Annotated in this window: 21 protein-coding genes and 2 pseudogenes; 12 read left to right on the top strand and 11 right to left on the bottom strand. The window is 62.0% G+C overall.

All coding sequences use genetic code 11. From position 1 onward, the window contains the following. Positions 1–168: 168 nt before the first annotated feature. The 7 genes from soxC (at position 169) to ACVJ5M_RS10565 (ending at position 7,324) form a co-directional block, all read left to right on the top strand. Complete coding sequence (gene soxC, locus ACVJ5M_RS10595) at positions 169–1,440, top strand: sulfite dehydrogenase (protein ID WP_063981243.1); 1,272 nt, start codon at positions 169–171, stop codon at positions 1,438–1,440. Next, the gene (locus tag ACVJ5M_RS10590; protein WP_063981242.1) at positions 1,427–1,975 is read left to right on the top strand and encodes a c-type cytochrome; all 549 of its coding nucleotides are present in this window, start codon (positions 1,427–1,429) and stop codon (positions 1,973–1,975) included. Before soxC ends, ACVJ5M_RS10590 begins: the two co-directional genes overlap by 14 nt. Before the next feature lie 10 nt (positions 1,976–1,985). Further along, positions 1,986–2,453, top strand: coding sequence for a DUF302 domain-containing protein (locus ACVJ5M_RS10585; RefSeq protein ID WP_063981241.1), 468 nt, complete (start codon positions 1,986–1,988; stop codon positions 2,451–2,453). Between the two features lie 32 nt (positions 2,454–2,485). Further along, on the top strand, positions 2,486–2,821 hold the full coding sequence (locus tag ACVJ5M_RS10580) for a hypothetical protein (RefSeq protein ID WP_063981240.1): 336 nt from the start codon (positions 2,486–2,488) through the stop codon (positions 2,819–2,821). 153 nt (positions 2,822–2,974) lie between these two features. Continuing rightward, positions 2,975–4,036: an HlyD family secretion protein gene (locus tag ACVJ5M_RS10575; RefSeq protein WP_456679282.1), complete on the top strand. Its 1,062-nt coding sequence runs from the start codon at positions 2,975–2,977 to the stop codon at positions 4,034–4,036. Beyond that, positions 4,033–6,363, top strand: coding sequence for an ABC transporter permease (locus ACVJ5M_RS10570; protein ID WP_283017536.1), 2,331 nt, complete (start codon positions 4,033–4,035; stop codon positions 6,361–6,363). The genes ACVJ5M_RS10575 and ACVJ5M_RS10570 overlap by 4 nt, the downstream gene beginning before the upstream one ends. Beyond that, the gene (locus ACVJ5M_RS10565; RefSeq protein WP_063981237.1) at positions 6,350–7,324 is read left to right on the top strand and encodes an HlyD family secretion protein; all 975 of its coding nucleotides are present in this window, start codon (positions 6,350–6,352) and stop codon (positions 7,322–7,324) included. The genes ACVJ5M_RS10570 and ACVJ5M_RS10565 overlap by 14 nt, the downstream gene beginning before the upstream one ends. 116 nt (positions 7,325–7,440) lie before the next feature. On the opposite strand, the gene ACVJ5M_RS10560 is transcribed toward ACVJ5M_RS10565, so the two are convergent. Continuing rightward, complete coding sequence (locus ACVJ5M_RS10560; protein ID WP_187388109.1) at positions 7,441–7,587, bottom strand: hypothetical protein; 147 nt, start codon at positions 7,585–7,587, stop codon at positions 7,441–7,443. Positions 7,588–7,970: 383 nt separating this feature from the next. Here ACVJ5M_RS10560 and ACVJ5M_RS10555 point away from each other — a divergent pair. Together ACVJ5M_RS10555 and ACVJ5M_RS10550 are read left to right on the top strand one after the other, a co-directional pair. After that, positions 7,971–8,564, top strand: a pseudogene (locus ACVJ5M_RS10555) (GAF domain-containing protein); the annotation flags it as partial. A 576-nt stretch (positions 8,565–9,140) separates the two neighbouring features. Beyond that, positions 9,141–9,953, top strand: coding sequence for a sigma 54-interacting transcriptional regulator (locus tag ACVJ5M_RS10550; RefSeq protein WP_283018934.1), 813 nt, complete (start codon positions 9,141–9,143; stop codon positions 9,951–9,953). A 94-nt stretch (positions 9,954–10,047) separates the two neighbouring features. On the opposite strand, the gene groEL is transcribed toward ACVJ5M_RS10550, so the two are convergent. From groEL to ACVJ5M_RS10500, 10 genes are all read right to left on the bottom strand, one after another. Then, entirely contained in the window at positions 10,048–11,676 is a 1,629-nt protein-coding gene (groEL, locus tag ACVJ5M_RS10545; RefSeq protein ID WP_354099872.1) for a molecular chaperone GroEL, read from the bottom strand. 77 nt (positions 11,677–11,753) lie between these two features. Further along, a complete protein-coding gene (locus ACVJ5M_RS10540) occupies positions 11,754–12,542 on the bottom strand; it encodes a metal-sulfur cluster assembly factor (RefSeq protein ID WP_256376462.1) in 789 nt (262 codons plus the stop codon). Positions 12,543–12,547: 5 nt separating this feature from the next. After that, positions 12,548–13,591: an amidohydrolase family protein gene (locus tag ACVJ5M_RS10535; RefSeq protein WP_354099871.1), complete on the bottom strand. Its 1,044-nt coding sequence runs from the start codon at positions 13,589–13,591 to the stop codon at positions 12,548–12,550. Positions 13,592–13,702: 111 nt separating this feature from the next. Then, positions 13,703–14,059: an MmoB/DmpM family protein gene (locus tag ACVJ5M_RS10530; RefSeq protein ID WP_028150059.1), complete on the bottom strand. Its 357-nt coding sequence runs from the start codon at positions 14,057–14,059 to the stop codon at positions 13,703–13,705. A gap of 46 nt (positions 14,060–14,105) precedes the next feature. Beyond that, positions 14,106–15,209 carry an aromatic/alkene monooxygenase hydroxylase subunit beta gene (locus tag ACVJ5M_RS10525; protein WP_063981232.1) on the bottom strand — a complete coding sequence of 368 codons (1,104 nt, stop codon included), beginning with the start codon at positions 15,207–15,209 and terminating at the stop codon, positions 14,106–14,108. A gap of 49 nt (positions 15,210–15,258) precedes the next feature. Then, positions 15,259–16,299 (bottom strand): 2Fe-2S iron-sulfur cluster-binding protein, encoded by a 1,041-nt coding sequence (locus ACVJ5M_RS10520; protein ID WP_063986107.1) that lies wholly within the window; start codon positions 16,297–16,299, stop codon positions 15,259–15,261. A 105-nt stretch (positions 16,300–16,404) separates the two neighbouring features. Beyond that, complete coding sequence (locus ACVJ5M_RS10515) at positions 16,405–18,075, bottom strand: aromatic/alkene/methane monooxygenase hydroxylase/oxygenase subunit alpha (protein ID WP_028156528.1); 1,671 nt, start codon at positions 18,073–18,075, stop codon at positions 16,405–16,407. Between the two features lie 150 nt (positions 18,076–18,225). Further along, entirely contained in the window at positions 18,226–18,495 is a 270-nt protein-coding gene (locus ACVJ5M_RS10510) for a hypothetical protein (RefSeq protein ID WP_283017538.1), read from the bottom strand. After that, positions 18,492–18,863 (bottom strand): hypothetical protein, encoded by a 372-nt coding sequence (locus tag ACVJ5M_RS10505; protein WP_187387930.1) that lies wholly within the window; start codon positions 18,861–18,863, stop codon positions 18,492–18,494. The genes ACVJ5M_RS10510 and ACVJ5M_RS10505 overlap by 4 nt, the downstream gene beginning before the upstream one ends. Before the next feature lie 57 nt (positions 18,864–18,920). Next, a complete protein-coding gene (locus ACVJ5M_RS10500) occupies positions 18,921–19,964 on the bottom strand; it encodes an NAD(P)-dependent alcohol dehydrogenase (protein WP_063981231.1) in 1,044 nt (347 codons plus the stop codon). A 336-nt stretch (positions 19,965–20,300) separates the two neighbouring features. Between ACVJ5M_RS10500 and ACVJ5M_RS10495 the strand changes: the two genes are divergently transcribed. From ACVJ5M_RS10495 to ACVJ5M_RS10485, 3 genes and pseudogenes are all read left to right on the top strand, one after another. After that, on the top strand, positions 20,301–22,178 hold the full coding sequence (locus tag ACVJ5M_RS10495; RefSeq protein WP_063986104.1) for a sigma-54-dependent Fis family transcriptional regulator: 1,878 nt from the start codon (positions 20,301–20,303) through the stop codon (positions 22,176–22,178). 99 nt (positions 22,179–22,277) lie between these two features. Further along, positions 22,278–22,700 (top strand): SseB family protein, encoded by a 423-nt coding sequence (locus ACVJ5M_RS10490; RefSeq protein ID WP_063981230.1) that lies wholly within the window; start codon positions 22,278–22,280, stop codon positions 22,698–22,700. A 137-nt stretch (positions 22,701–22,837) separates the two neighbouring features. Further along, positions 22,838–23,438: pseudogene (locus ACVJ5M_RS10485) on the top strand (transposase); the annotation flags it as partial. Between the last annotated feature and the right edge of the window lie 157 nt (positions 23,439–23,595).

Genomic DNA, 23,595 nt, shown 5'->3' with positions numbered 1-23,595 from the left:
TGGAACAGCCAAGCGCATCTACCATAGAAGAGGGCCGTCCCGCGCATGAGTGGACCAGTACTCATGGCTTTTAACACATCCTAACGAGCAATCCTCACGGTGTTCGGTAATGTCACGGCATGAAGGCGGCAGGGATTTCCAAAAACACGGTCATCACGGGGAGATCATATGACGTCCAAGACGCCAGTTGAGTTGTTGCCACGGCCTGCGAATGTGTCGCGCCGCGGCTTCGTGGGAGGCCTGTCGGCGGGCATCCTTGGCGCGGTGGCGTCCGAGGCGGCGGGCGCCGAGACGCTCGCCGACGTCCCCGATCGCGGGCCCGGCGCTGATCTGAGCGCGCACAGCGAACGCTCCCGGTTTGCAAAACTCGATCGCATCCCCGAGGCCACGCCGGGCAAGCGCAACGTCGATCCCGGCGATGCCATCAATTCCAAGACCCCGCATCAGAAACTGGTAGGCAACATCACGCCGACGGACCTGCATTACGAGCGCAGCCATTCCGGCGTGCCCGATATCGATCCTGCCCAGCACAGGCTGCTGATCCACGGCATGGTCGGCAAGCCGCTGGTGTTCAGCGTCGAGGATCTGAAGCGGATGCCGTCGGTGACGCGCGTCGTGTTCATCGAATGCACCGGCAACGGCTGGGAGAACTGGAAAAAAGCCGATCCTGACGTGACGGTGCAGAACACGCATGGCCTCGTCAGCACCAATGAATGGACCGGCGTTCCGCTCAAATTCCTGATCGACCTCGTCGCCAAGGACAAGGGTTCGAACTGGATGCTGGCGGAGGGCGGCGACGGCGCGGGTGTCGATCGCAGCATTCCCCTCACCGACGAGATCGTGAACGAGGCTTTCGTCGCCTACGGCCAGAACGGCGAGCCGCTGCGGCCCGCGCACGGCTTTCCGATGCGGCTGGTGATGCCGGGCTTCGAAGGCAACCTCAACATCAAATGGCTGCGCCGCCTCAAGTTCGGCAGCGAGCCCTGGATGACGCGCTGGGAGACGGCGCGCTACACCCAGCTGCTGGCCAACGGCAAGGCGCGGCAGTTTCAGCTGCGGATGGAAACCAACTCCGTCATCACGCAACCATCGGGCATGATGCAGATCCAGCCGGGCTATAACCGCATCTCGGGTCTTGCCTGGAGCGGTCATGGCAAGATCGCCAAGGTCGAGATCTCCACTGACGGCGCCAAGACGTGGAAACCCGCGCAATTGAGCGAGCCGGTGCTGTCCAAGGCGCAGGTGCGCTTCCAGATGGATTGGGTCTGGGACGGCAAGCCGACAAAAATCGTGAGCCGCTCGACCGACGACCAGGGCAACGTTCAGCCGGACCGGCAGTCCTTCATCGCCGCGATGGGGACCAACGCGCTGTTTCACTACAACGCCCAGCAGACCTGGAGCATCGACGAAGCCGGGAGGGTCCGCAATGTTCTCGCATGACAAGCTGTTTCTCGCCGGCATCCTCGCCGCCGGCCTGTTCGCCGCGCCCGCGCTGGCGTTCGATTTCGGCCGTCCGGCAACGCCGCAGGAAATCAAGCTATGGGACATCGACGTCGGCCCCGACGGCAAGGGCCTGCCCGACGGCAGCGGCACGGCGGTGCAAGGCAAGCAGATCTTTGCCGACAATTGCGCGGCCTGTCATGGCGACAACGGCCAGGGCGGCATCAAGGATCGTCTCGCCGGCGGACAGGGCACGCTCGCCTCCAACATGCCGGTCAAGACCGTGGGCAGCTTCTGGCCCTATGCGACGACCCTGTTCGACTACATTCATCGCGCGATGCCGTATCCGACGCCGGGCTCGCTCAGCACCGACGAGACCTATGCCGTCACCGCCTACATATTGAGCCTCAACGGCATCGTTCCCGCCGACGGCAAGGTCGACAAGGAGTCCTTGCCGAAAATCAGGATGCCCAATCGCGACGGCTTCATTCCGGAGCCGGAATTCGACCCGGCGCGATTATTCCGCAAGAAGTGAGCCTGACATCATGAGGCTCTTCACACTGATCCGGATCTCCGCGCTGGTCGCGACATGTTTCTGGGAGACGCAGGCAATGGCTACAGACGGACTTATCACCATCAAGAGCAATTTTGGCCCGCAGGACACGATGACGCGGCTCGAGACCGAGGTGAAGGCCAAAGGCCTCACCGTGTTTGCCCATGTCGATCACGCCGCGGGCGCTGCCGCCGTCGGCATGACTCTGCGGCCGACCGATCTCCTCATCTTCGGCAACGCCAAGGGCGGCACGCCGTTGATGCAGCAGGCGCAGACCGTCGGCATCGACCTGCCGCTGAAGGCGCTGGTCTGGCAGGACGAGCAAGGCGCGACCTGGCTGTCCTACAACGATCCGGCCTATCTCGCCGGCCGTCACGGCGTCGGCGAGCCGGCCAAAACCGCCATCGGCGCGATGACCGCCGCACTGCATGCCATCGCGGCCAAGGCCACCGCACCGTAAGCGCGCCGCGACGGCCGCGCGAGGAGAGGTTCATGAACGTGACCAGCGGGCAACCGGCGCCGCCCAAGGCGCAAGACGGCAAGCTCGCCAGATGGCTGGTCATCGCGGCGTTGTGCGCCATGCTCGTCGCCGCGAGTGTTCTCGGCTATCTCGGCTGGACCAGCACGGATACCAGCGTGCCGGCGTCCGGCTATGTCGCGCTGGTGCTCGGCGTGGTGTTCTCGCTGGTTGTCGGCGTCGGCCTGATGGCGCTGGTGTTCTACAGCAGCCGCAAAGGCTATGACGAACCGGTGGTGCTGATCCGGGAGCCGGAGAGCGATTCGGAGGATGGACAGAGCGGCCCGCGCGAAGCCGCAACAAGGGGTTGACGGGGTGACGGGTGTTTTGCCCGACGAGCAATCCGAATAAGATGGCCGCCGGCACGTCGCGGAGTATTGAAAGTACCGCACCGCTTCGCGATTGCGACTGGGCCTGGCAACCGAATAGAGTGGGCCATCCCGTCACGAGAAAGGGAGTCAGGCATGGACGCGCCGAGCTCTGACAAGGACATTCAAAACACACCCGACGAGCCGGCTAACGAACAGGCGAAAGCCGCGCACAACCCGACACGCACGCCCTCTATCATCGTCGGTGTCGTGGCGGCTGCTGTCGTCGGGCTTTCCGTCTTCTATCTGTTGCGCCCGGAGCCCTTGCTGGTTCAGGGCGAGGTCGATGCAACGCGGCTCGATATCGCGGCGCGCGTGGACGGACGGGTCGGCAAGATTCCCGTCGAGCGCGGCCAGAACGTCGCTGCGGGCGCGGTGCTGGTCCAGATCGACAATCCAGAGACGCTGGCCAAGCACGAGCAAATGAAGGCGGCCAAGGCCGTCGCGGACGCCCAGCTTGCCAACGTACTCGTCGGAACGCGGGTGGAAGTGATCGCGGCACGGAAGGCGGAAATGGAGCGCGCCCAGGCGGCGCTGGTGCTGGCGCAAAAGACCTTTGACCGCACACACACCTTGACCGAGCAAGGCAATGCGCCGCAAGCCCGCCTCGATCAGGCCACCGATGCGCTGCACGAAAGCGAGCGCGCCGTCGACCAGGCCAAATCGGCCTATGACCAGGCGGTCAATGGCTACACCAAGGAGGAGCGGGCCATTGCCAATACCAATGTCGAAAAGGCCAGTGCCGATATCCAGAGTGTCCAGTCGATCATCGACCAGCTCGTGGTTTATGCGCCCGTAGCCTCGCAGATCTATCAGCGTAATGTGGAACCCGGCGAATACGTCTCGCCGGGCGTCCCGCTCGTCACCTTGATCAATCTCGCGGACCTCTGGGTGCATTTCGATCTGCGCGAGGATCTCGTCAAAGGCCTCAAGGTCGGCGATCGCTTCGATGTCCGCATTCCCGCCCTCGGCGACCGCTCGGTGACAGTCGAGGTCAAGCTCATCGCGACCAAGGGCGAATATGCAAGCTGGCGGGCCACGCGTGCTTCGGGTGATTTCGACCTGCGGACGTTTTCGATCCGTGCCTATCCGGTGCAACCGGTGCCCGAGCTGCGACCGGGAATGAGCGCCTATCTCGACTGGCGGTCGCGGCCATGAGGCCGGCGCCAAAGCCCGGATTTCTGCTGGTCGCGCGGCGCGAGTGCCGCTGGCTGCTTCATGACCGCGTGGCGCTGCTCCTGATCTTCGGCGTGCCGCTGTTCGCGTTCGTGGTGCTCACCACGGTCTTCAGCCATCCAGTCATCCGCGGGCTCGGCGTGACTGTCGTCGACGAGGACAAGTCGGACGCGTCGCGTGCCCTGGTGGAATACATTGCGGCGTCGCCAAGCCTGAAGATCGTCGACCGCTCCGGCACGCTGTCCACGGCCGTGCAGGACATACGCTCCGGCAAGTCGATTTCGGCCGTCCACATTCCGCCGGATTTCGAGCGCGACCTGAAGGCCGCGCGCCGCCCGCAGATCGTCGGGTTTTATAACCAGCAGTTTTTGACTCCCTCCGGGATCGCATCCTCGGGTCTGAGCGATTCACTTTCCGCAGCGGCAGCGGTGGCCGCTCCCGCCAGTCGCGCGGCACCTGCGCCAGCGTCCCTGGGTGCGCTCAAAGCGGAGACCATGGCGCTCGTCAATCCGCAGAAGAACTACGCGCAGTTCCTGCTGCGCGCGCTGCTGCCGACCATCATCCATGTGGTGATGACCCTTGCCGCCGGCTATTCCGTCGGCTCCGAATTCCGCCGCCGCGACGCGCGGGCGTGGCTCGAAAGCGCCGGCGGCGATCCGCTTGTCGCGCTGGCCGGCAAGCTCGCGCCGCTGTTCTGCATCTTCATTTTGATCATGCTGGCCGAGCCGCTGTTCCTGGAGGGTGTGCTGGAGATTCCCTTCAAGGGCGACTTGCCGTTGATGATCGCTGCGGCCTCGCTGCTGATCATCGCCTATCTGTCGCTCGGCGCCCTGCTCCAGCTTCTGGTCGGCGATCTCGCCACCGGACTCGGGCTTGCGGGCCTCATTGCCTCGCCCGCATTCGGCTATGCCGGCGTCGGCTTTCCCACCATCGGCATGAATGCCTTTGCGCAGACATGGAGCGCGATCCTGCCGCTTCGCTGGTACATGGCCGTCCTGCTGGGACAAGCCGCGCGGGGATTGCCGGTCGCGGATTCCGCTATTCCCTTCGCTGCACTTGCCGGCCTGGCGCTGGTCTTTGCCGGCCTGGCGTGGATGTGCATGGCGAACGTCACCCGCAAGGGCTGGTTCGCAACAGCGCGGCCTGCCGAGCCACACGAGGTCATCTCCACACCGCGCGGCGTCGGCGGCGCCTTCGTGGCGGAGTGGCGGCGTGTGCTGGGAACGCGGGGCGCCTTCGCTCTGCTGTTTCTCGCTCCCCTGGTCTACGGCATCTACTATCCGCAGCCCTATCTGAACCAGATCCTTCGCAAGCTTCCGATTGCGGTCGTCGATAACGATCTCAGCAATCTCAGCCGGCAGATCGTCGAGACGCTGGACGCGAGCGGCGCATTAAGCGTGACGGTTCGCGCCCGAACGCTCGCCGAGGCGCACAGCGCGATCGATCGCGGGCAGGCCTTTGCCGCCGTCGAGATTCCACCCGACACCGAACGCGACGTGCTCAAGGGCATCACCGCCCACATACCCGTCTATGCGGACGCAACCTATCTGTTCATCTTCAGATCGAGCGCCAGCGGGGTCGCCACCGCTATCGGAACCTTGACGTCCGAGCTGGTTTCGCGCGGCGCGCGCTCGGATGGCAGCCTCGTCAAGGCGAAGCTCGCGACGTCGAGCCCGGCCGACGTGTTGCTGCAGCCGATCTTCAACCCGGTGGGCGGCTATGCGAGCTACGTCGTTCCGGCGGCGTTCATCCTGATCCTGCAGCAGACCCTGCTGATCGGCGCAGCGATGCTGACCGGCACCGCGCTGGCGAGCGGAGGCGCAGCCTTTGCCGGCGTGCTCGGCCGCGGCATCGCGCATCTGACCGTCTACCTTCCTGCGCTCGCGCTCTATCTCATCGTGCTGCCGCGGATCTACGGTTTTTCGACACTCGGCCATCTTCCGCAGATCCTCGCGCTCGCGAGTGTCTTTCTGCTGGCAACGAGCTTCATGGGGCAGGCTGTCGGGGCCTGGTTCACGCGGCCGGAGAACGCAACCATCCTGCTGCTGGCGACGAGCCTGCCGCAGTTCTTCATGGCCGGCTTCGCGTGGCCGCGCGAAGCAATTCCGGACGTGGCCCTTGCGTTCGGCCGGTTATTCCCGGCCGACTCCGCGATCGACGGCCTCGTGCGCGTCAACCAGCTCGGCGCCGGTATCTGGGAGGTTGCGCATGACTGGCTCGCATTGTGGTGCCTGGCGCTCGGCTACTTCGCGCTCGCGGTGATCTCGGCATTTGCCGTCAGGAGGAGACAGGGACATGTCCAACCTTAGACCTGCCGCCTTCGTCGCGATTCCGCTCGCGCTGGTCGCGGCGGGCGCGCTGCTCTATGTCATGCGCCACGCGGCACCACCCGCCGCCATCGTCGGCGTCGTGCGCGCGACCGAGATCAGGGTCGAGCCGGAGGTCAACGGCCAGCTGGTCTCGATTGCGGTCGAGAAGGGTGCCTCTGTGAAGGCCGCCGACGTCGTGGCGCGGCTCTCGGCGGTGGAGTTGACGGCGCAGGCGGACCAGGCGCGTGCCGTGCTCGCGTCCGCCGTCGCAAGCCGCAACAACGTCTATGCCGGCGTGCGCCGCGAACAGGTCGATTCGCTGAAAGCCGCCATCGCCAAGGCCGGCGCCCGCCTCGACTACGTGCAGGCTCAGCTCACACGGACCAGCACGCTGGCGCGCCAGAGCTTCGAATCCCAACAGTCGCTCGACCAGGCCGAGAATGACGTTGCAAGCGCGCGTGCCGGCGTGGCGGAGGCCCAGGCCAATTACGATGCGGCCGTGGCGGGACCGACCCGGGAAGAGCGCGCGGTCGCCGACGCTCAGGTGCAGGCTGCGGCCTCCGCGGTCACCGTGCTCGAGCGCCGCCTCGACAAGATGGTGTTGCGCGCGCCGGCCGACGGCGTGGTCAGCGTCATCGCCGCCGAGGTCGGCGAAAATGTTCGCGCGGGCCAACCGATCCTGATGGTCGAGGCCGCGGGCAGGCAATGGCTCTCGTTCAACGTGCGCGAGGATCATCTCGATCGTCTCGCGATGGGAGAAACAGCGAACGTGATGCGGAACGGCGCTAATGGCGCGACCAAGGCGGTCATCACCGAGCTGCGGCCGCTCGGAACGTTTGCCACCTGGCAAGCTGAGCGGGTCATCGGCGATCACGACCGCAACACGCTTCGCCTGCGCCTCGACCCGAAGGGAGAGTTAGCAGGCCTTGAGCCGGGCATGACCGTCTGGATCGGCCCCTAAACCCCGGTGATTTGAGCTCGCGGAACCAAGCGGTTCCGACCGTCTGCAAAATGAAGCCCCAGCAGTCATTGAGACCACTGGGGTTTTTCAACAGCCTTGCGGAATTCGAATTCAGCCTAGCTGGTGACGGCGGCTTCGGTGTAGGGCGCCGTATTCTTCGCGCGGTTGTCGATGCTGAGAGCGCCCGCACCGAAAGCCGCGATCTGGAGCAGTCCGCCCGCCATCATCACGTTCTTCAGGAAGTGAATCACCCCGATGTCCATAGCTGCGGCCCATGCGGATGACCGAAGATACTAGCGCGCGCCGCCCAATTCCCTGATGCTGCGCCGCACTACAGCGCGCCTAGCCCGGACTTTCGAACAGATCGAGCCGCGGCCCAGCGGAACTTCGATCGCTACCTTTGCTAGAACCATTCAAAATGTATAGGCTGATCCGGTCAACGGGCTTGAGAGAAAGGCCTGGGACGTTCGGGACGTGGAACGCTGAAGGGGTTGCTTGATCGGAAGGCGCGGTCGTCTTCACGGCGGGTGCGACGGATATGGAATCCGATTCAGACGGCCGTCACGGCGGCCGGGAAGGGTCTTACCGTCGGACTTTACGTGAGCGAACCGGCAGTTGCGGCAGGCACTCCCCCGCATTCAGGTGAATGATCGCAGGGCCCGTCATGAGCGGGTCCAGCACCTTTCACGTCGGAGGAGCCGGGATGGACCAACGAGAAGTGCTGGCGGCGTGGGAGAAGTTCGTCGAGCGCGGAGCGTTGTCATCCGACTTGAGATCATCGGTCGCAGCGTCGTGGCAGCGATCCAGGAACCATCACGTCACCGTCGACCGTGCGCGAGCGCCGCTGGTCGCGGACGCCGAGTTGTTTCGTCATCGCTCCAAATACGCCTCGCTCCGTCATGCCGCCCGCTGCGCTCTCGAGAACTCAAAAACATTTCTGCGCGATGCAAACTCAATCATGATCCTCACCGATCCGAGTGGGCTGATCATCGATACGCAGGGCGACGACAGGGTCATCGACGCCGGCCGCGCAGTCCATCTCGAACACGGAGGACGCTGGAGCGAGGCCGACATCGGCACCAACGCGATTGGCGCCGCGATAGCGGAATCGAAACCTGTCCAAATTCACGGTACAGAGCATTTCTGCTCGGAGGTGCAGCGGTGGACTTGCGCTGCCGTCCCGGTTCATGACCCGACCGATGGCGAACTGCTTGGCGTGGTCGACATCTCGGGTCCTGCAAGCACCTTCAATCCGCAGAGCCTGGCTTTGGCCGTCGCGGTCGGCCATCACGTGGAAAGCGTTCTGGCCCAATCGGTCCGACAGGAACACGAGGAGTTGCTGTGCCGCTTTCTCGGCAGGAGATCGCAATGGGCGAACGATGAATGCATCGTGCTCGATCGTCGTGGCACGATCCTCCACGCCACCGAGCGTGCTCTGAACGCACTCCAGCATGATCGCCACGGCATTTACAACGACGCGCCAACCCGCTTTTTGAAGACGGTTCCCTTCGATGAGTGGCCGAGCAGGTTGAAGGAGCTGCTTCCGAACGCGAGCTTCAACTTCGTCGAGAACGAACGCTCCGGCATCGGCGCCATCGTGGTGCTGCATGCGCGACGACGGCAGTTGACCACGCATCGCGACGTCCATAAATCGAGATCCGAATCTGACGGTCGCGAGACCGCGAGCTCATCATCTGCCCGAAAGGATTCAAAGCCGGAACCACGGTCTCTTCAGAGCATGGCCGCCGGCTTCGTTGCGGACGACCCCGCGGTCCGAGCCATCGTCCGTCAAGTCGAGACCGCGGCAGCACGCAAGATGCCCATCCTCATCCGAGGCGAGACCGGAACCGGCAAGGAACAGCTTGCCCGCCACGCCCATATGGCGAGTGGGCGGACCGGCGCGTTCGTTCCAGTGAATTGCGCCGCCCTGCCGGAAAGTCTGATCGAGAGCGAGCTGTTTGGCTATGCCGCCGGAGCATTCACCGGGGCGCGGCGCGGCGGCGCGATTGGACTGGTCAAGGAGGCCGACGGCGGCACGCTGTTCCTTGACGAGATCGGCGACATGCCCGTCGCGCTGCAGGCGGTGCTTCTGCGCCTGCTCGACGACTGGACCGTGCGCCCCGTCGGCGGCGTCAGATCGAAGGTCGATGTCTTTCTCATCTCCGCCACCAATGCCAGGTTGGACAAGGCCATCGCCGAAGCCCGGTTCCGATCCGACCTGCTCTATCGTCTCAATACGCTCGAGGTCAACCTGCCACCGCTCCGGGATCGCAACGACTTTGATGCCATCGTTCGCCATCTGCTCAATGCGATCGACCCGAATTGCGAAATCACGCGGACGGACATTGCGCATCTCGCCGCACGTCCCTGGCCTGGCAACGTCCGCGAGCTCCGCAACGTCCTGGCGCGATTCACCCTTGCCGCTGCGGACGGCTCTATCAGCGAAGCCAGCGCGGAGAGCATCGTTCAACACCCCGGAGCGGAGTCCGGATCGCTCCACGACATCCACCGCGCGCGAATCCTTGTGGTGTATGCCGAGACCGCCGGAAACGTCAGCGAAACCGCGCGACGCCTCGGCGTCTCAAGAAACACCATCTATCGCGCACTGGGGCAGAAGAAGCCCGAGTGATGCCATAGTGCCTCGAATCGCCGATGCTACGAGTATCGCAGCATGCCCTACTATGGACGGAGCGCGGTCGCTTCGAACCGATGATCGGCTCCGCTCAAAGCAGCTCAGCTCCACCACCCCGGGCCGGGCCAGCGGTCGGATCGTAGTCATCCGGCTTCTTGGCGATCAAGGTCTGAGTCGTCAGGATCAGTCCGGCCACCGATGCCGCATTGCGAACCGCGCTGTAGCAAACCTTGACCGGGTCGATGATGCCAGCTTCGACAAGATCGACCGCCGAGCCATTGCGCACGTCGAGCCCGTAGCCATTCGTGGCCTTGGCAATTCTCGCAACTTCCGCCTCTCCATTCAGACCGGCATTGGCGGCAATGTAGAAAAGAGGCCGACTGAGCGCGCGCTGCAGCAGCTCGGCGCCCTGCCTGGCGCCTCCGTCCAGACGGTTGATCAATTCGTCGAGCCTTGCAGCGATCCTGAGCAAAGCCACTCCGCCGCCCGGCACAATGCCTTCTTCGATCGCGGCGCGGGTCGCGTTGATCGCATCCTCGATCAACTGGGTCCGGCGTTTTTGCTCGACCGGCGTCGCGCCGCCGGCAAGAATCATCGCTGTGCCGCCGGACAGTTTTGCGATGCGCTCCTGGAACTTGTCGCGCTCAATATTTTCGGGAGCGACATCGTATTGGCGCAACACCTGCTCGCGTCGCGCCGCGATGGCCTTCTGATCGCCACCTCCCGCCGTGATCAGGGTCTTCGAGGCGGAAATGCGCACTTGGCGCGCGGACCCGAGGTCGTGCAGCTCCACCTTCTCGAGCCTCCCGCCGAGATCGGCCGAGATAACGCGCCCTCCGGTCGCGATCGCGATATCCTCGAGCATCGCCTTGCGCCAATGGCCGAACTCCGGCGGATGAATCGCGGCAACCTTGAAATTGGATTTCTCCCGACGCGCCAGCAATTGCATGATGACAGATGGCGCCACTTCCTCGGCGATGATCAGCAAAGGTCGCCCGCTCTTTTCGATGAGCGAGATCACACCAGCCAGTTGCTCCCCGGTCTGGATCTTGAGATCGGTCATGACGATGAACGGACTGTCGAGAACCACCTGCATTTTCTCGACATCGGTGACCATATGATGTGAAAGATAGCCGCGATCGAAGGCCATGCCTTCAACGATTTCCAGCGTCGTCTCGACCGTGTTGCCAAATTCCACCGCGACGATTCCGTGATTGCCGGCACGTTCGAAGGCTTCGCCGACCATATCGCCAAGCGCTGTGTCGTTGGCGGCAATGCTCGCAACAGCCCGCAGGCCAGCAGACCCCTGCAGCGGTCTCGCCGACCGTCGTAACGCCGTGATGGTCTCACTAACCGCCAGCTCCAGCCCTTGAACCAGCTCGACCGGATTGGCGCCGGCCGCTAAACATTTCAGGCCTTCCTGCACAAGAACATCGGCCAGCACGGTGGCCGTGGTGGTGCCGTCCCCGGCTACCTCATTGGTTCGCGCTGAAACCTCACGCAACGCCTGCGCGCCCATATTCTCAAACGGGCATTCAAGTTCGATTTCGCTGGCAATGCTGACGCCATCGCGCGACACGATCGGTGTGCCGATCGGTCGGTCCATGATCGCGTTCATGCCCCTCGGACCCAGCGTTCCGCGTACCGCCTTGGCGAGCTTGGCGACGCCCCGGCCCAGCGCGGCCCGCGCAGCTTCATCGTGCAACATGATCTTCGGCATTCTATATCCCGACTTTGCCTTGAGGTCGTCTGGTCTGGACTTGTTATCGATGCTGCGCACCCGCATCACGGCACCTGTTACGTGCCCGGCGACGCCGGCATCGTCCTCGATTTCGGTACGAACGGTGTGTCGAGGTCGAACCGCGCGGCAAGCAGGCCGCGGCACAGTGCGCCGTTGAATTCAGCATTGATGCCCACGCGCCGTAGATTCGACAGGTATGCGGCAAGGCCGTCGGCTTTCAGCCGCGCTCCGTTCGCATCGACAAAGGCGGGTTCACCACCGCTTGCCGGACCTACGACGGCACGTCGCTCGAGATAGCGCTGAATCAGCGTCTCACCTGCATCGTCGAGCGGCAGGCAACCGAGCTCCGTCAACGTCAGGCTCACGATCTCTGCCGCCGATTGCCCCAGCGCGACGAGGTGACTGAGTAGCGCAACCTGCCGGCGCTGGAACGCCTTGACGAGGAATGTCTGACGCAGATCATCGAGGCTGCCATCGGCCTCGGCGCCGAACGTTTCCTGGAACGAGCGCCCCTGCGCGAGGCCCGCATTAATCTTGTCGGCATACATGTGCTCACCCAAGACCACGCTGACGCCCTTGACCCAGTCCAACGCGCTGATGGACCGGCGCATGTCGTCCGCCATCAGGAACGAAAAGTTGGCAGCGCACCAATAGGTCGGCAAGCGGAACTCGATGTGGACCCGATCCTTCGCGTCGACATCGGCCCTGGTCACGAAATTCAGGTCGATGACGGACTCGTCGAGTTCCGGGTCCATCACGTCTCGCAGGCAGGCCCATATCTGCGCCTGCCTGTCATCTGACGAATGGCTTCTCGGCCGCTCCCTCCCCTCAACGCCACGCTTCATGGCCATCACCTCGGCGCGTGAACAGCTTCGGGCAAGTGGGCATAACCGCCGCCCGCCTGGATCTTCTTCTTCTGCGCTTCGACATCGATGCCGTAGATACGCGCGGCATTGAGACCAAGGATCTTGATTTTCGTCTCCATCGACAGCACCGAACCGGTCTCCTTGGTGACGTCGGCCGGAATTTCAAATGCCATGAACTTGTCGATCAGCCATTTCGGCGTCCAGATGCCATAATCGCTGCCGTAAAGGATCTTGTCCGGTCCGACCCAGAATAGCAGTTCGGAAATGACGTGGGCGAAGTACCCCGGCCGCGAATGGATGAAGGGCAACGCCACCGCGAGGCCGGCATAGACATTGGTTTCCTGGGTCGCGATCCAGCAGAAGTCGTCAAGGCGCGGCAAGCCACAATGCTCGACGATGAAGTTCAAATCCTGGAACGAGGTGGCGACGTCATCGATATCGGCGACATCGAACGCATCCCGGTTCAACGGGATGATCGTTGGCCCCTTGTGGACGTGGATGTTCTTGATCCCGAGCTTCTGCGCCGCCTCGAGATACTGGTAGGACGCCTTGTCGGTGAGCTTGTAGCCCTTCGACTCGCCACGCCATTCGGCGGTGTAAAGCTTGACACCCTTCAGCTTGTGCTTCTCGGCGAGCGCATGAAGGTCTTCGACTCCCTTGGTACCGTCACGCGGGTCAAAGGCGCCGTTCAGGATGAAGCGGTCCGGATGGTTTTTCTTCATCGCCGAGTTTCGTTCGGTGGTATTGAAGCCGTTCTTGTAGAAGTCGGTGAGATAGGTCGGCTGCAGGATCGCCATGTCGTCGTAACCGGTGACGAACAGGTCGTCGAACATCGTCTTGGCGTCGTACTTCTCGAACTTCTCCTTCTCCCATTTCTCCGACGGTGGGCTCAGATTCGAGTGATAGGCGTAGAAGCAGTCGATGAACTGCTTGCCGTGGATGTTCTTCTGGTTGGCCGGGCTACCATCCCAGAAATGCGTATGCCCATCGATGACAAAAATCTCTTCACCCTTGGCCGTCCTGTACATGGCGTTACTCCCGCTCCGCTGGATATTGCGTATTGTTGTGAGGCGCGATTGATGTCGTCGAAATGAGCCCGGCCGGCTCTGGTGCCGGCCAGGCTGGTTCGCTGGCGATCATTAAACGATGTATTTCATCATCTCGTTCATGTCGCCGAACAGCATGACGGTGTTGTCATCCGTCATGACCATGCGGCCGTAATGCGTCGAGGTTGAAATCTCGAAGAGATGCGGGGTCATGACGCGGCCCAACTCCTCGGAAATCTCATCCATCTTGAATTCCATCTTGCCGTCGCCATCGATACGGATCATCGCCGGCATGTAGGTCACCTTGATGTGTTCATGACGGCTCATGACTTCGGCGATAGCGCGCGCCTCGACGCTATCGTTCATTGTCACTCCGCATTGATGCGACACCGTGTCCTCGAACGTGATGTCTTTCATCGATTTGAAGATGTTGTCATTCTCGTGCAGCATGTCGGTCTCCAGAAGGATTGAGTGTGAGGGCGTGAAGCGATGCCGATTACGACGCCAGTCCGGCCGGAACCGTCAGGCCAAGCTCGGCGGCGATACCCCTGATACGATTCTTCGCGTGTGCCATGGCATCGGCGAAAGCCGCGACCTTGACCCGAGGCTGCGACCAGATGGGCTGCAAATGATTGGCGGCATCGAGCGCGAGATCGGCATGATTGGCCAACCATTTGTTGAACAACGCAAGGTTCTGCGCCCCGAAGGTCGGATCAGTGCCGAGGATGTGGAACAGCTCGACGGTGTTGGCGAGATTGCGCTCATAGTCGGCTTCCGCAGCGGAGACGACAGCCGGAGTGATGAAGTCGTTCTGCGCAGACGCCGCCTGCATCAGGAAGCCTGAGCGGAAGAGTTCGCCGACCAGCGGCTCGAACACCGCATTGGTCGCAAAATATTGCTCGAGATAGTCGTTTGAACCCATCACTGATTCAACCGACTTGCGCACGCCTTGCCAGATCGGATCTTCCAGCCAGTGCTTCTTGCCGGCGGCAATGTCGAAGCCTGGAAGGTCGAGGCCGATTTCGCTCAGATAAAGAGTGATGTCCTGCGCGAAGCGAAGCTTGTAGGACGAGTTGGTCAAGATCGCATTGTTGACCATCTGCGTGTAGCCGTAACGCTGCGCCTGCATCGTCGAGGTGCCGAGACCGAACTCGGCATGCTTGTAGGCTCCGAGATGGTTCTGCAATATCTTCACCCAGGCGGGATCGAAGCGGGTCGGCGCGCCCGATTTCCGGCCATTCTCGATGGTGTTCTGCACCATGCCGCAGATCGTCGACTGGCGCTGGTAATGGGTACGCTCCCACTCCTGGTCGACAGCCCGGAATTTGTGCCAGTTGGAGCTTTTTGCCGCCGTCCAGTCCTTGGAGTAGGTCGGCGTTCCGTCAGGGAATGAGATGATCCAATCCTGCAGCAGATAGCGCTCCGGATCGGGTTGAACATCGACCGTCATGTCTTCGTAATGGGTCGCCTTGCGCCCCTTCGGTTCGAAGTAGTTGTATTTGCGGCTGTCGGAGCCCGGGAAAACCGCGGCCCCCGCGGCTCCGGATTTGACGATTGCCGCAGGCTTGGTCGCTGCTGCTCTGCTCGTTTGCGCGCTCATTGCTTACTCCCTTTCTGCCATTTTGTTCTGCGACGAACCTCGAACGCCGTCATCGCACCGCCGGCGTAAACTTGTCGAAATAGATGTGGTCCGGCTCGACGCCGTTCATTTGCAGCACGGGCAATACGGCGTCGATCATCGGCGTCGGCCCGCACGCGTAGGCGTCGATGGCGCCGCTCAGCTTCTCCTCGCGCAGATGGCGCAGCACGACCTCGTGGATCAGTCCGGTCTCGCCGTCCCAGCCGTCACCCGTCTCCGCATGCGACAGTGCCGGCACGAATTTGAAATCGTTCAGCCGCGCCGCGATGGCCGCGAGTTCATCGAGGTAGAACAAGTCGGCGCGGGTACGCGCTCCGTAGAAAAACCGGACCGGTCTCTGCTCGCCACTCCCGATGTGATCGGCCAGGATCGACCACAACGGCGACATGCCCGAGCCGCCGCCGATCAGCAGCATCGGCCCCGGACGTTCTTCGCGCCGGAAGCAGGTGCCATACGGCCCCTTGGCGATCACGGCGTCGCCGACGGCCAACTTCCCATCAAGCTGGGACGAAAACGCCCCGTTCGGATATTTCTTGATGATGAAGCGGAGATTGATGCCTTCTCCGGGCGGGTTCGCCATCGAAAAGGCGCGGGTGATGGTGCCATCCTGAAGCGTCAGATCGACGTACTGGCCGGCCCAGAACTTCATCGGCCTCTCGATCTCGATCTCCAGCAATCTGATGTCTGACGTCAGCGCGCTAATCCCTGCCACGCGGCCGGAAAATGCCTTCACCGCGATCGAACGGCTGAGCAGGTCTTCGTCATAGTTGAGCAATTCAACACTGATGTCGCTGTAGACATGCGTCCGGCACAGCAGGATGTGGCCGGTCTCGCTCTCGTAGTCCGGCAGGGCGAAGGTCGAGTATTTCAGAAGCTCGATGTCCCCCTCGACCAGCTTTGATTTGCAGCTGCCGCACTGACCTTCCTTGCAGCCATGCATCAGCGAGATGCCCTGACGAAACGCGGCATCCAGGACGGTCTCGCCCTCTTCCACTTCCATCTCGATACCCACTGGTTCGAAACGAACCATGTGAACCCGCACGTCCGTCATGATCCCGGCCCTGTCGTCGTGGCAGTTGTACAGAACGATCGGCAAACCGTTGCCGGTCCCGGCAAGAGGGGCCGCCAAAGGCGGCCCCTCCCCCTCATCATCTGCTTAGTGGCAGGGATTGATCTTGAAGCCCTTACGGTATTCGGCCGTCGCCACCTCGCGCTCGATCGGCGAAAGCGCTCTGAAGCCACGCAACGGACTACCAAGCGTGTGTCCGCGCACGTGATCGAGCGTCCACATGTCCTTGGAGTCGAAGCGCAGATGGGGTTGCGCGATCATGGTCTTGCCGTCGGGCCGGACAAAACCGAGATCCTTGATCGCGTCGGCGACGTCCCAGCCGTGATAGCAGTCCTCCCATTCACGGCGACCGCTGAAGCGGCCCATTGCCGGCGTCGCGCGGCCCTCGTATTCCGCGGCGAACGCCACCTTGTGGGTCCAACGGCAACCTTCGGAGCAGTAAGTGTAGATCTTGCCGTCGACCTCGTCGCAGACGAAGTCCTCGCGGATCAGGCAAGGGACCATGCAGCTCCAGCAGCGATGCGGGTATGAATAGCCCACCTCGCTGTTGAAGAGGATGTTGGTCTCGCCGGGCACGCTGAGCTTGGCGTGCCATTTCCAGAAATCGCCGAATTCGGCGTACCAACCCGGATATTTGTGCTCGAACCACTCGAAATCACGCTCGGTCTGGGCCTCGATCCGCCAGAAGTTCACCGACCATCCGACCGTGAAGAACTGCGCGGTCTTGTGGACATAGTTCTTCTTGACGATCCGATCCCAGGCGGCGGCGACGTCATCGTGATGGATCTTGATGCCGTACTTCTCGAGCGGCAGCATGTAGGTCCGGTAATAGTCTTCGTAGATCCAGCGATGCCAGAGCTCGGCGTAGGACTCCTTGTTCTTGTCGCGGTTGGTCGTGCCGTACTCGATGAACGTCCCGATCGCGGCATCGACAATCGCGTGATTCTGCCAGAAGGCGTATTTCAGATCGCGCTCCAGCAGCTGGTGGTTCGACGGATCGTTGATCATCGCCATCAGCATCGAGTGACCGTTGCCGATATGACGGGATTCGTCCGACTGGACCGACAGGAACACGGTTGGCAATGCATAGTCGCCGTTGCGCGCCGCTTCCGACGGCATCGCCACGAACAGAGTATTGGTGAAGGCGGTTTCCGCGACGACCGTCAGATAGACGTTGGCCGCGGTGATTGCGTCACCGGTCAGGAAGCCCTCGGCGAACTGGCGGCCGATCGTGGTCGCATAGCATTTGCCGAACGCGGCTTCCGTGATATCGAACCCGGCTGGATCGATGTAATTCTCCATGTACCACTTCTTGAGGTTCATCTGGATCGTCGAGTGCCGGAACTCGTCGACCATCTGCATGGTGAATCCGGTGCGCAATTCCTCGCCGGGCGCCAACCGCCCGACCATCGCCATCGAACGCGCCGCCGAGATCTCCGGGAACGGGATGATCGCCAGGAACAGCTTCATCCACTCGACCCATCGCGGCTCGACATTGCGGAACATGTCGCCGCGCAACGCCGCATCCAGCGCGCCATAGACGCGGTTGTCTTTCTCTTCCTGCATCGGGAAGTATGACCGCAGGACCTGCTTCATCGGGTCGCGCGGTGTCTTCGAGATCTTGTAGTCGGTCGGGAACGTCATCGCCTCCTGCACGTAGCTTGGCGTCCAACCAAGGTCCGCGACGCGGTTGGCCGCTTCAGCGATGCTGATCCCCTTCTGCGCGGTGATCTTGTTCAGTGTCAGACTTGCAGACATTTCCAGCTCCTTTGAACGTTGCGTTATCTTCGGCATTCTCGCTTCGGTTCCGGGTCAAACCCCTGGATCGCGTTGTTGAAATTCTCCGCCGCAAAACACACTTTAAGTCCGTTAAATGGATTGATTGATCTGCTGACTCGTCGTTTCGCGTCAGCCCGATTTCTCGGCGCTGACGGTCTCGTCACCTCCGTTGGCTCGTTTGATGAGAGGTTTGCCTTCGGCAACGAATTTCGCCGAGAGGACCAACGCACCAGTAGCGAAATCCCTGCCGTGCGCGGCGATCATGGCCTCCGCGATCTCGGCCAGCTGAATGAAGAAGGCGTCTTTCGACCCGGCTTCCTCGCTCATGTCCGGTTGCGGAGACGGCATTTGTGCCTGTTGCTTTGATGCAATCATGGTTGCGTTGTTCCTGCTCATCATGCGTGCCCCGAACGTTGGTGGTCGCCGGACGAAGGACCGTTGTCGATCTCCAGCAGGGACGTGTCGAGCCATTCACGCTCGGCCACCAGGCGTCGATGCTCCTCCCGGAGCATCTCCAGGCGCGCGATCGCTCGCTCCAGTTCAGCATGCGCGTCGCTTCCGGCGTCGGCGCGCGCCGCGCTACGCACGGCGCACGCGAATTCGATTTCGGCTCCGCCGCGCGCGTACTCATTCTTGACTTGCATCTCGTTGTTATCGACCATCTCGTCGATCAGCCTGTCCCGGGCAATCATCCGATCGCGGGCGCGCTGCAATTCAGCGGCTTCCTCGGCGGTGATCGGTGGCCGGCATCGGCTGTCCTTTGTCACTCGCGCCACTCTCGTTCGATGATCTGGACCGAGGCTTTGCATGTCGCGGCACATGCCCTACGGGATCAGGACCGCACGGCCATGAATGCGTCCATGATGCAGATCATGAAGCGCGTCATTGGCCTGGCTCAGCCTGTATTCCTTGGTGTGGAGTTCGACGAGGCCGCGATCCGCGAGCGCCATCAGCTCCACCAGCTCGGCGTATGTGCCGACCAGGTTGCCGACGATGGTCTTTTCCGATGTGATCATGTCGATGGTCGGGATATCGATCTTCCCACCGTACCCGACGATGTAGTAGTAGCCGGCGTTCGCTGTCATCGACAGGCCCTTGGCGATAGCGTCACCCTCGCCAACAAAATCGATCACGGCCTCCGCGCCGCGCCCGTCGGTCAGCGCCAGCACCGCCTCGACTTCGTTGCCGTCTGCCTTCACGACATGATGTGCACCGCACTTCTTGGCGAGTTCGAGAGACTGTTCGGCGCGATCGACGACGATGATTTCCGCCGCGCAGAGCGCGGCGAGAACCTGGATGCCGATATGGCCCAGCCCACCGGCGCCGATCACCGCGACATATTCGCCGGGCAACAGATGACGGGATGCCTTCTTCGCGGCGCGATAAGCCGTCAGCCCGGCATCGGTGTAGGGAGCAACATCCTTCGGTGCGAGCGACTTCGGCAGCTTGATCAGGGAGCGCAGTCCCGTCAGCAGATACTGCGCATAGCCGCCATTGGCGTTGATGCCGGGAAACGAGCTGTCCAGCGCATGCATGTCGTCGCCGCGCCGGCACGCGAGACAATGCCCGCTGGTCACCAGCGGATGACAAATTACGCTGTCGCCAACCTTGATCCCTTCGACACCCGGGCCGATCGCTTCGACCCAACCGGCGTTCTCGTGGCCCATGATGTATGGAAGCTTGACGTCGACCTTGCTGCGCCAAATGCCCTCAACGATGTGCAGATCGGTGCGACAGACGCCGGCACCACCGATGCGCACGATCACGTCCATCGGGCGCGAGATCTTCGGGTCAGTTACGTCATCGAACTTGACGAACTCCTTGGCCGTCAGCTTCTCGTCGAACTCATGAAGCACCGCCGCTTTCATTAAACGCCTCCCCGGCAAAATTCTTATTCTGTCGATCTGACGCGATCGCCATCCCGCTGAACAGTTGAGCAAGGGCTGTGCCACGCGCACAACGGCCTGATCTTTCTATTGTTCTTGCGATCTCGGGAGTGCTCGCGCCGATCCGCCTCGGAGCAGATTTTGCGAGCGACTGTTCCGAGACGGAACAGTTCGACGGCTGCGACAGCGGGTGAGCAGAAATTTGGATTTTTGATTGTTTGATCTATGATCGTGAGAACCGCGCCACGCGCGAGAACGACCCGAACCGGGCTACGACCAAGAGGAAATCGCCAAGCCGCGACTCCCGGAGGAGCTATGATGCTGACCGCCAGCCGACGCATGGACAATGCTTGGATGACGCTCGATCAGCGCGGCGCGCCGCCGGCAGAGCTTCTATCGGCCGATATCTACGACAGCTGGATGCGCTGCATTTCGCTTGGTCTCGATACATTGCGCCCTCCTTCGCCCGAATTAGTGAGCGCCGCTGTTTTGCGCCAGGAGCAGCAGCGCTGTTCACTGATTCGCGGCTTGGCGCTAGCGGAGATGCACACGCTGCATCAGCAGATTGCCGGCTCCAATTTCATGATCGCCTTTGCAAATGCCGACGGCTTGCTGCTCGACATCATCTCGGACTCGAGCTTCAGTGATGCCTCGAACGCAGCGAGCATTCGGCCCGGCACTATCTGGACTGAAGCCATTTGCGGTACCAACGGCCTCGGCACCGCTGCGTATCTCAAGCGGGCTATCGTCGTTCACGGGGGCGAGCACTTTTTCTCGCGCTACAACAATCTTACTTGCATCGCGGCGCCAATCTTCGCGCCCGATGGCGAACTGGCCGGAATACTGGACGCGTCATCGGACTGCATGTCGAGGCAGGCGCATACCCAGGCGCTCGTCGTGATGGCGGCAACCCAGATCGAGAATGGTCTGTTCCGTGAACATCACCGCGGAAACATCCTGATCGCTTTCCATAACCGCGGCGAGTATCTGCATACGTTGAGCGCGGGCCTGCTGGCCGTCGACAACGAGGGCAGGATCCTTGCAGCCAACAGGGCCGCAAGCGTCCTGCTGCACGGTCTGCCAGCCTCACCGGGTCGTCGCTTCGCCGACGTCTTTCGTACGAAATTCAACGCCTTTGTCGATGAAGGCCGGCGCAAGGAACGCCAGCGCCTCGAGGACGAGGTCGGTAGCCAGTTCGTCGCAACAATCGAGAACGCGCGCCAGTTCTCGATGATGCAAGCCATCTCGCGGCCTCGGCCGTCGGCGCCCAAGGACGTCCTCACCCAGTTCGTCTCCGCCGATCCGGCGATCGCTTCCGTTGTCCAACGGGTGGGAGTCGCGGCGGTCCGCAAGATGCCGATCCTGATCCGTGGCGAAACCGGCACCGGCAAGGAGCAGCTCGCCCGCCATGCTCATACTGCCAGTGGACGGGCCGGCGCTTTCGTCCCGGTAAATTGCGCAGCCCTCCCTGACAGCCTGATCGAGGCGGAGCTGTTCGGCTATGCCGAAGGCGCTTTCACGGGAGCAAAAAAGGGCGGGGCGGCGGGACTGTTCAAGGAAGCGGACGGCGGAACGCTCTTCCTCGACGAGATCGGCGACATGCCGGTGACGTTGCAGGCCGTGCTGCTGCGCTTTCTGGACGATTGGACTGTCCGGCCGGTCGGTGGCACCAAACGTCAGGTCGACGTTCTCCTGGTGTCTGCCACCAATGCCAATCTCGACGACTCGATTGCGAAGGGCCGGTTCCGATCCGATTTGCTGTTTCGTCTCAACACGCTGGAGGTGACGTTACCGCCTTTGCGCGAGCGTTCCGATTTCGCCGAGATCGCACGCCATTTGATCCACAAGATCGATCCCTTGATGGATTTGACCGCAGGGGCGATCGATCGTTTGGCCGAACTCGATTGGGATGGAAACATCCGCGAACTGCGCAACGTGCTTTCCCGATTGTCGCTGGCCGAGCCCGGAGATCTGATCGACGAGACATCGGTCGAGTCCGTACTTGCACATTCAGGCGGCGAGCGCTTGACCGGCAAGGCGGTGGGTGGTGGGCTCAAGGCCAATCTGCATGAGATTCAGCGCTCGCATGTGCTGACCGCGTATGCGGAAACGGGCAACAACATCAGCAAGACCGCGCGCCGCCTGGGCGTGTCGCGCAATACGATCTATCGTGCCCTGCGCGGCAACAAGGATTAGCACAATCGTGGCGAAGGCTCTGCGGCGACCGCGCGATCTGCGCTGTAACTGGAGGCGTTGAAGTCCAGCCCCTCGTCGGGTTCAATTGGGAGTGTCGCCATGTTTGAACCGGAAAACAGTCTCGAAGCCCTGATGCAGGCTGCCGCAAGAGACACCAGCGTCGTTCCCGCGTTCTATCGCGCGTTGCTCGAGACGGAGATCTACATTCTGACGCCGGAAGCGCCGATGAAACCTGGACGCCGTCGCTCGCTCAAATTTCAGGAGGAGATCAACGTTGCAACGGTCGATTTCCAGAACATGAGATGGCACCCCACCTTCACCTCAAAGAAACGCATCTACGACTATATAAAGCAGCCTGAGGTGTGCCTTGGCGCCGCTGCGCGCAATCTGTTCGAAATGTTGCCTGACTCTAATTTCTGGCTCAATCCGTTGTCCGAATGTCAGAAGCCACTGCCCGCCGCCGAGATCGCTCTCCTCATGAGCGGCGAGATCTTTGACATGCCGATTAAGTCCGCGCGATAGGCGCAGACTTCCTGCCAGATGCTGTCGGCCAAGCGGAATTATTTCGAAAACGGCGCAGCGACATTAGTTCACTAGACCATCTGCCTGATTTCCTGAAGTGTGCCCGCAAAGGCTCGTGGCGAGCCGGGCGGATGGGAATTCGCCAGGCCGAGGTCGGAGCGGCGAGGACAATGATCGAATGAACAGAGGAGCGCTTTGGTCTCAAGCCGGAGCGGCTTGCCGGGGATACCGCTTACGGGGCTGCTCCGATGCTGAACTGGCTGGTCGAGGCGAAGGGCATCGCACCACATATCCCCGTGTTCGACAAGTCGAAGCGAGATGACGGTACCTTCTCGCGCAGCGACTTTCGATATGATCCGACCGGCGACGTCTACCACTGCCCCGGCCGGAAAGCGGCTCGGGACGAGCGGCACCGTGCACGGGGGCAAAACGCTTTTGTATCGTGCGAGCAAGCTCGACTGCGACGCATGCCCGCTTAAACCGCAGTGCTGTCCAAAAGAACCATCGCGCAGGATCCCCGCGCAACATACATGAGCACGCCCGGGACGTCGCCCGGTCGTTCGCTGGCACCGAGGGATTCGAGACGTCGCGACGTCAGCGCAAGAAGATCGAGATGCGGTTTGCGCATTTCAAGCGCATCCTGAGGCTTGGTCGGCTTCGGCTTCGTGGCCCACGGGCGCCCAGGACGAGTTTGTTCTTGCTGCAATCGCTCAAAATCTGAGGCGCCTCGCGCGTTAGGGTCGGCGGATCAAAGCCGGTCGGCCTTACCGAATGGCCGAAAGACATCCGTCGGTTACAGCCGACTTTTGCAACAAAATCGGCCATGCCCGGACATCGCCACAGGCGGGGCTAGCTGACACGTCGCTTGCTTGACACCTCTCGTAGCGTTGGTCTC

Source organism: Bradyrhizobium sp. S3.7.6 (genome assembly GCF_054061875.1).
This window is presented reverse-complemented; position numbering and strand designations above follow the sequence as displayed.

What these genes read in the sequence shown, in the direction of transcription:
- ACVJ5M_RS10550 (WP_283018934.1), top strand. Translation starts at nt 9,141, where the DNA reads ATGCCCATCCTCATCCGAGGCGAGACCGGAACCGGCAAGGAACAGCTT.
- ACVJ5M_RS10590 (WP_063981242.1), top strand. Translation starts at nt 1,427, where the DNA reads ATGTTCTCGCATGACAAGCTGTTTCTCGCCGGCATCCTCGCCGCCGGC.
- ACVJ5M_RS10580 (WP_063981240.1), top strand. Translation starts at nt 2,486, where the DNA reads ATGAACGTGACCAGCGGGCAACCGGCGCCGCCCAAGGCGCAAGACGGC.
- ACVJ5M_RS10540 (WP_256376462.1), bottom strand. Translation starts at nt 12,542, where the DNA reads ATGAAGCGTGGCGTTGAGGGGAGGGAGCGGCCGAGAAGCCATTCGTCA.
- ACVJ5M_RS10560 (WP_187388109.1), bottom strand. Translation starts at nt 7,587, where the DNA reads ATGGACATCGGGGTGATTCACTTCCTGAAGAACGTGATGATGGCGGGC.
- ACVJ5M_RS10510 (WP_283017538.1), bottom strand. Translation starts at nt 18,495, where the DNA reads ATGATGAGCAGGAACAACGCAACCATGATTGCATCAAAGCAACAGGCA.
- ACVJ5M_RS10525 (WP_063981232.1), bottom strand. Translation starts at nt 15,209, where the DNA reads ATGAGCGCGCAAACGAGCAGAGCAGCAGCGACCAAGCCTGCGGCAATC.
- ACVJ5M_RS10530 (WP_028150059.1), bottom strand. Translation starts at nt 14,059, where the DNA reads ATGCTGCACGAGAATGACAACATCTTCAAATCGATGAAAGACATCACG.
- ACVJ5M_RS10585 (WP_063981241.1), top strand. Translation starts at nt 1,986, where the DNA reads ATGAGGCTCTTCACACTGATCCGGATCTCCGCGCTGGTCGCGACATGT.
- soxC (WP_063981243.1), top strand. Translation starts at nt 169, where the DNA reads ATGACGTCCAAGACGCCAGTTGAGTTGTTGCCACGGCCTGCGAATGTG.
- ACVJ5M_RS10500 (WP_063981231.1), bottom strand. Translation starts at nt 19,964, where the DNA reads ATGAAAGCGGCGGTGCTTCATGAGTTCGACGAGAAGCTGACGGCCAAG.
- ACVJ5M_RS10535 (WP_354099871.1), bottom strand. Translation starts at nt 13,591, where the DNA reads ATGTACAGGACGGCCAAGGGTGAAGAGATTTTTGTCATCGATGGGCAT.
- ACVJ5M_RS10515 (WP_028156528.1), bottom strand. Translation starts at nt 18,075, where the DNA reads ATGTCTGCAAGTCTGACACTGAACAAGATCACCGCGCAGAAGGGGATC.
- ACVJ5M_RS10565 (WP_063981237.1), top strand. Translation starts at nt 6,350, where the DNA reads ATGTCCAACCTTAGACCTGCCGCCTTCGTCGCGATTCCGCTCGCGCTG.
- ACVJ5M_RS10490 (WP_063981230.1), top strand. Translation starts at nt 22,278, where the DNA reads ATGTTTGAACCGGAAAACAGTCTCGAAGCCCTGATGCAGGCTGCCGCA.
- ACVJ5M_RS10575 (WP_456679282.1), top strand. Translation starts at nt 2,975, where the DNA reads ATGGACGCGCCGAGCTCTGACAAGGACATTCAAAACACACCCGACGAG.
- ACVJ5M_RS10495 (WP_063986104.1), top strand. Translation starts at nt 20,301, where the DNA reads ATGCTGACCGCCAGCCGACGCATGGACAATGCTTGGATGACGCTCGAT.
- ACVJ5M_RS10520 (WP_063986107.1), bottom strand. Translation starts at nt 16,299, where the DNA reads ATGACGGACGTGCGGGTTCACATGGTTCGTTTCGAACCAGTGGGTATC.
- groEL (WP_354099872.1), bottom strand. Translation starts at nt 11,676, where the DNA reads ATGCCGAAGATCATGTTGCACGATGAAGCTGCGCGGGCCGCGCTGGGC.
- ACVJ5M_RS10570 (WP_283017536.1), top strand. Translation starts at nt 4,033, where the DNA reads ATGAGGCCGGCGCCAAAGCCCGGATTTCTGCTGGTCGCGCGGCGCGAG.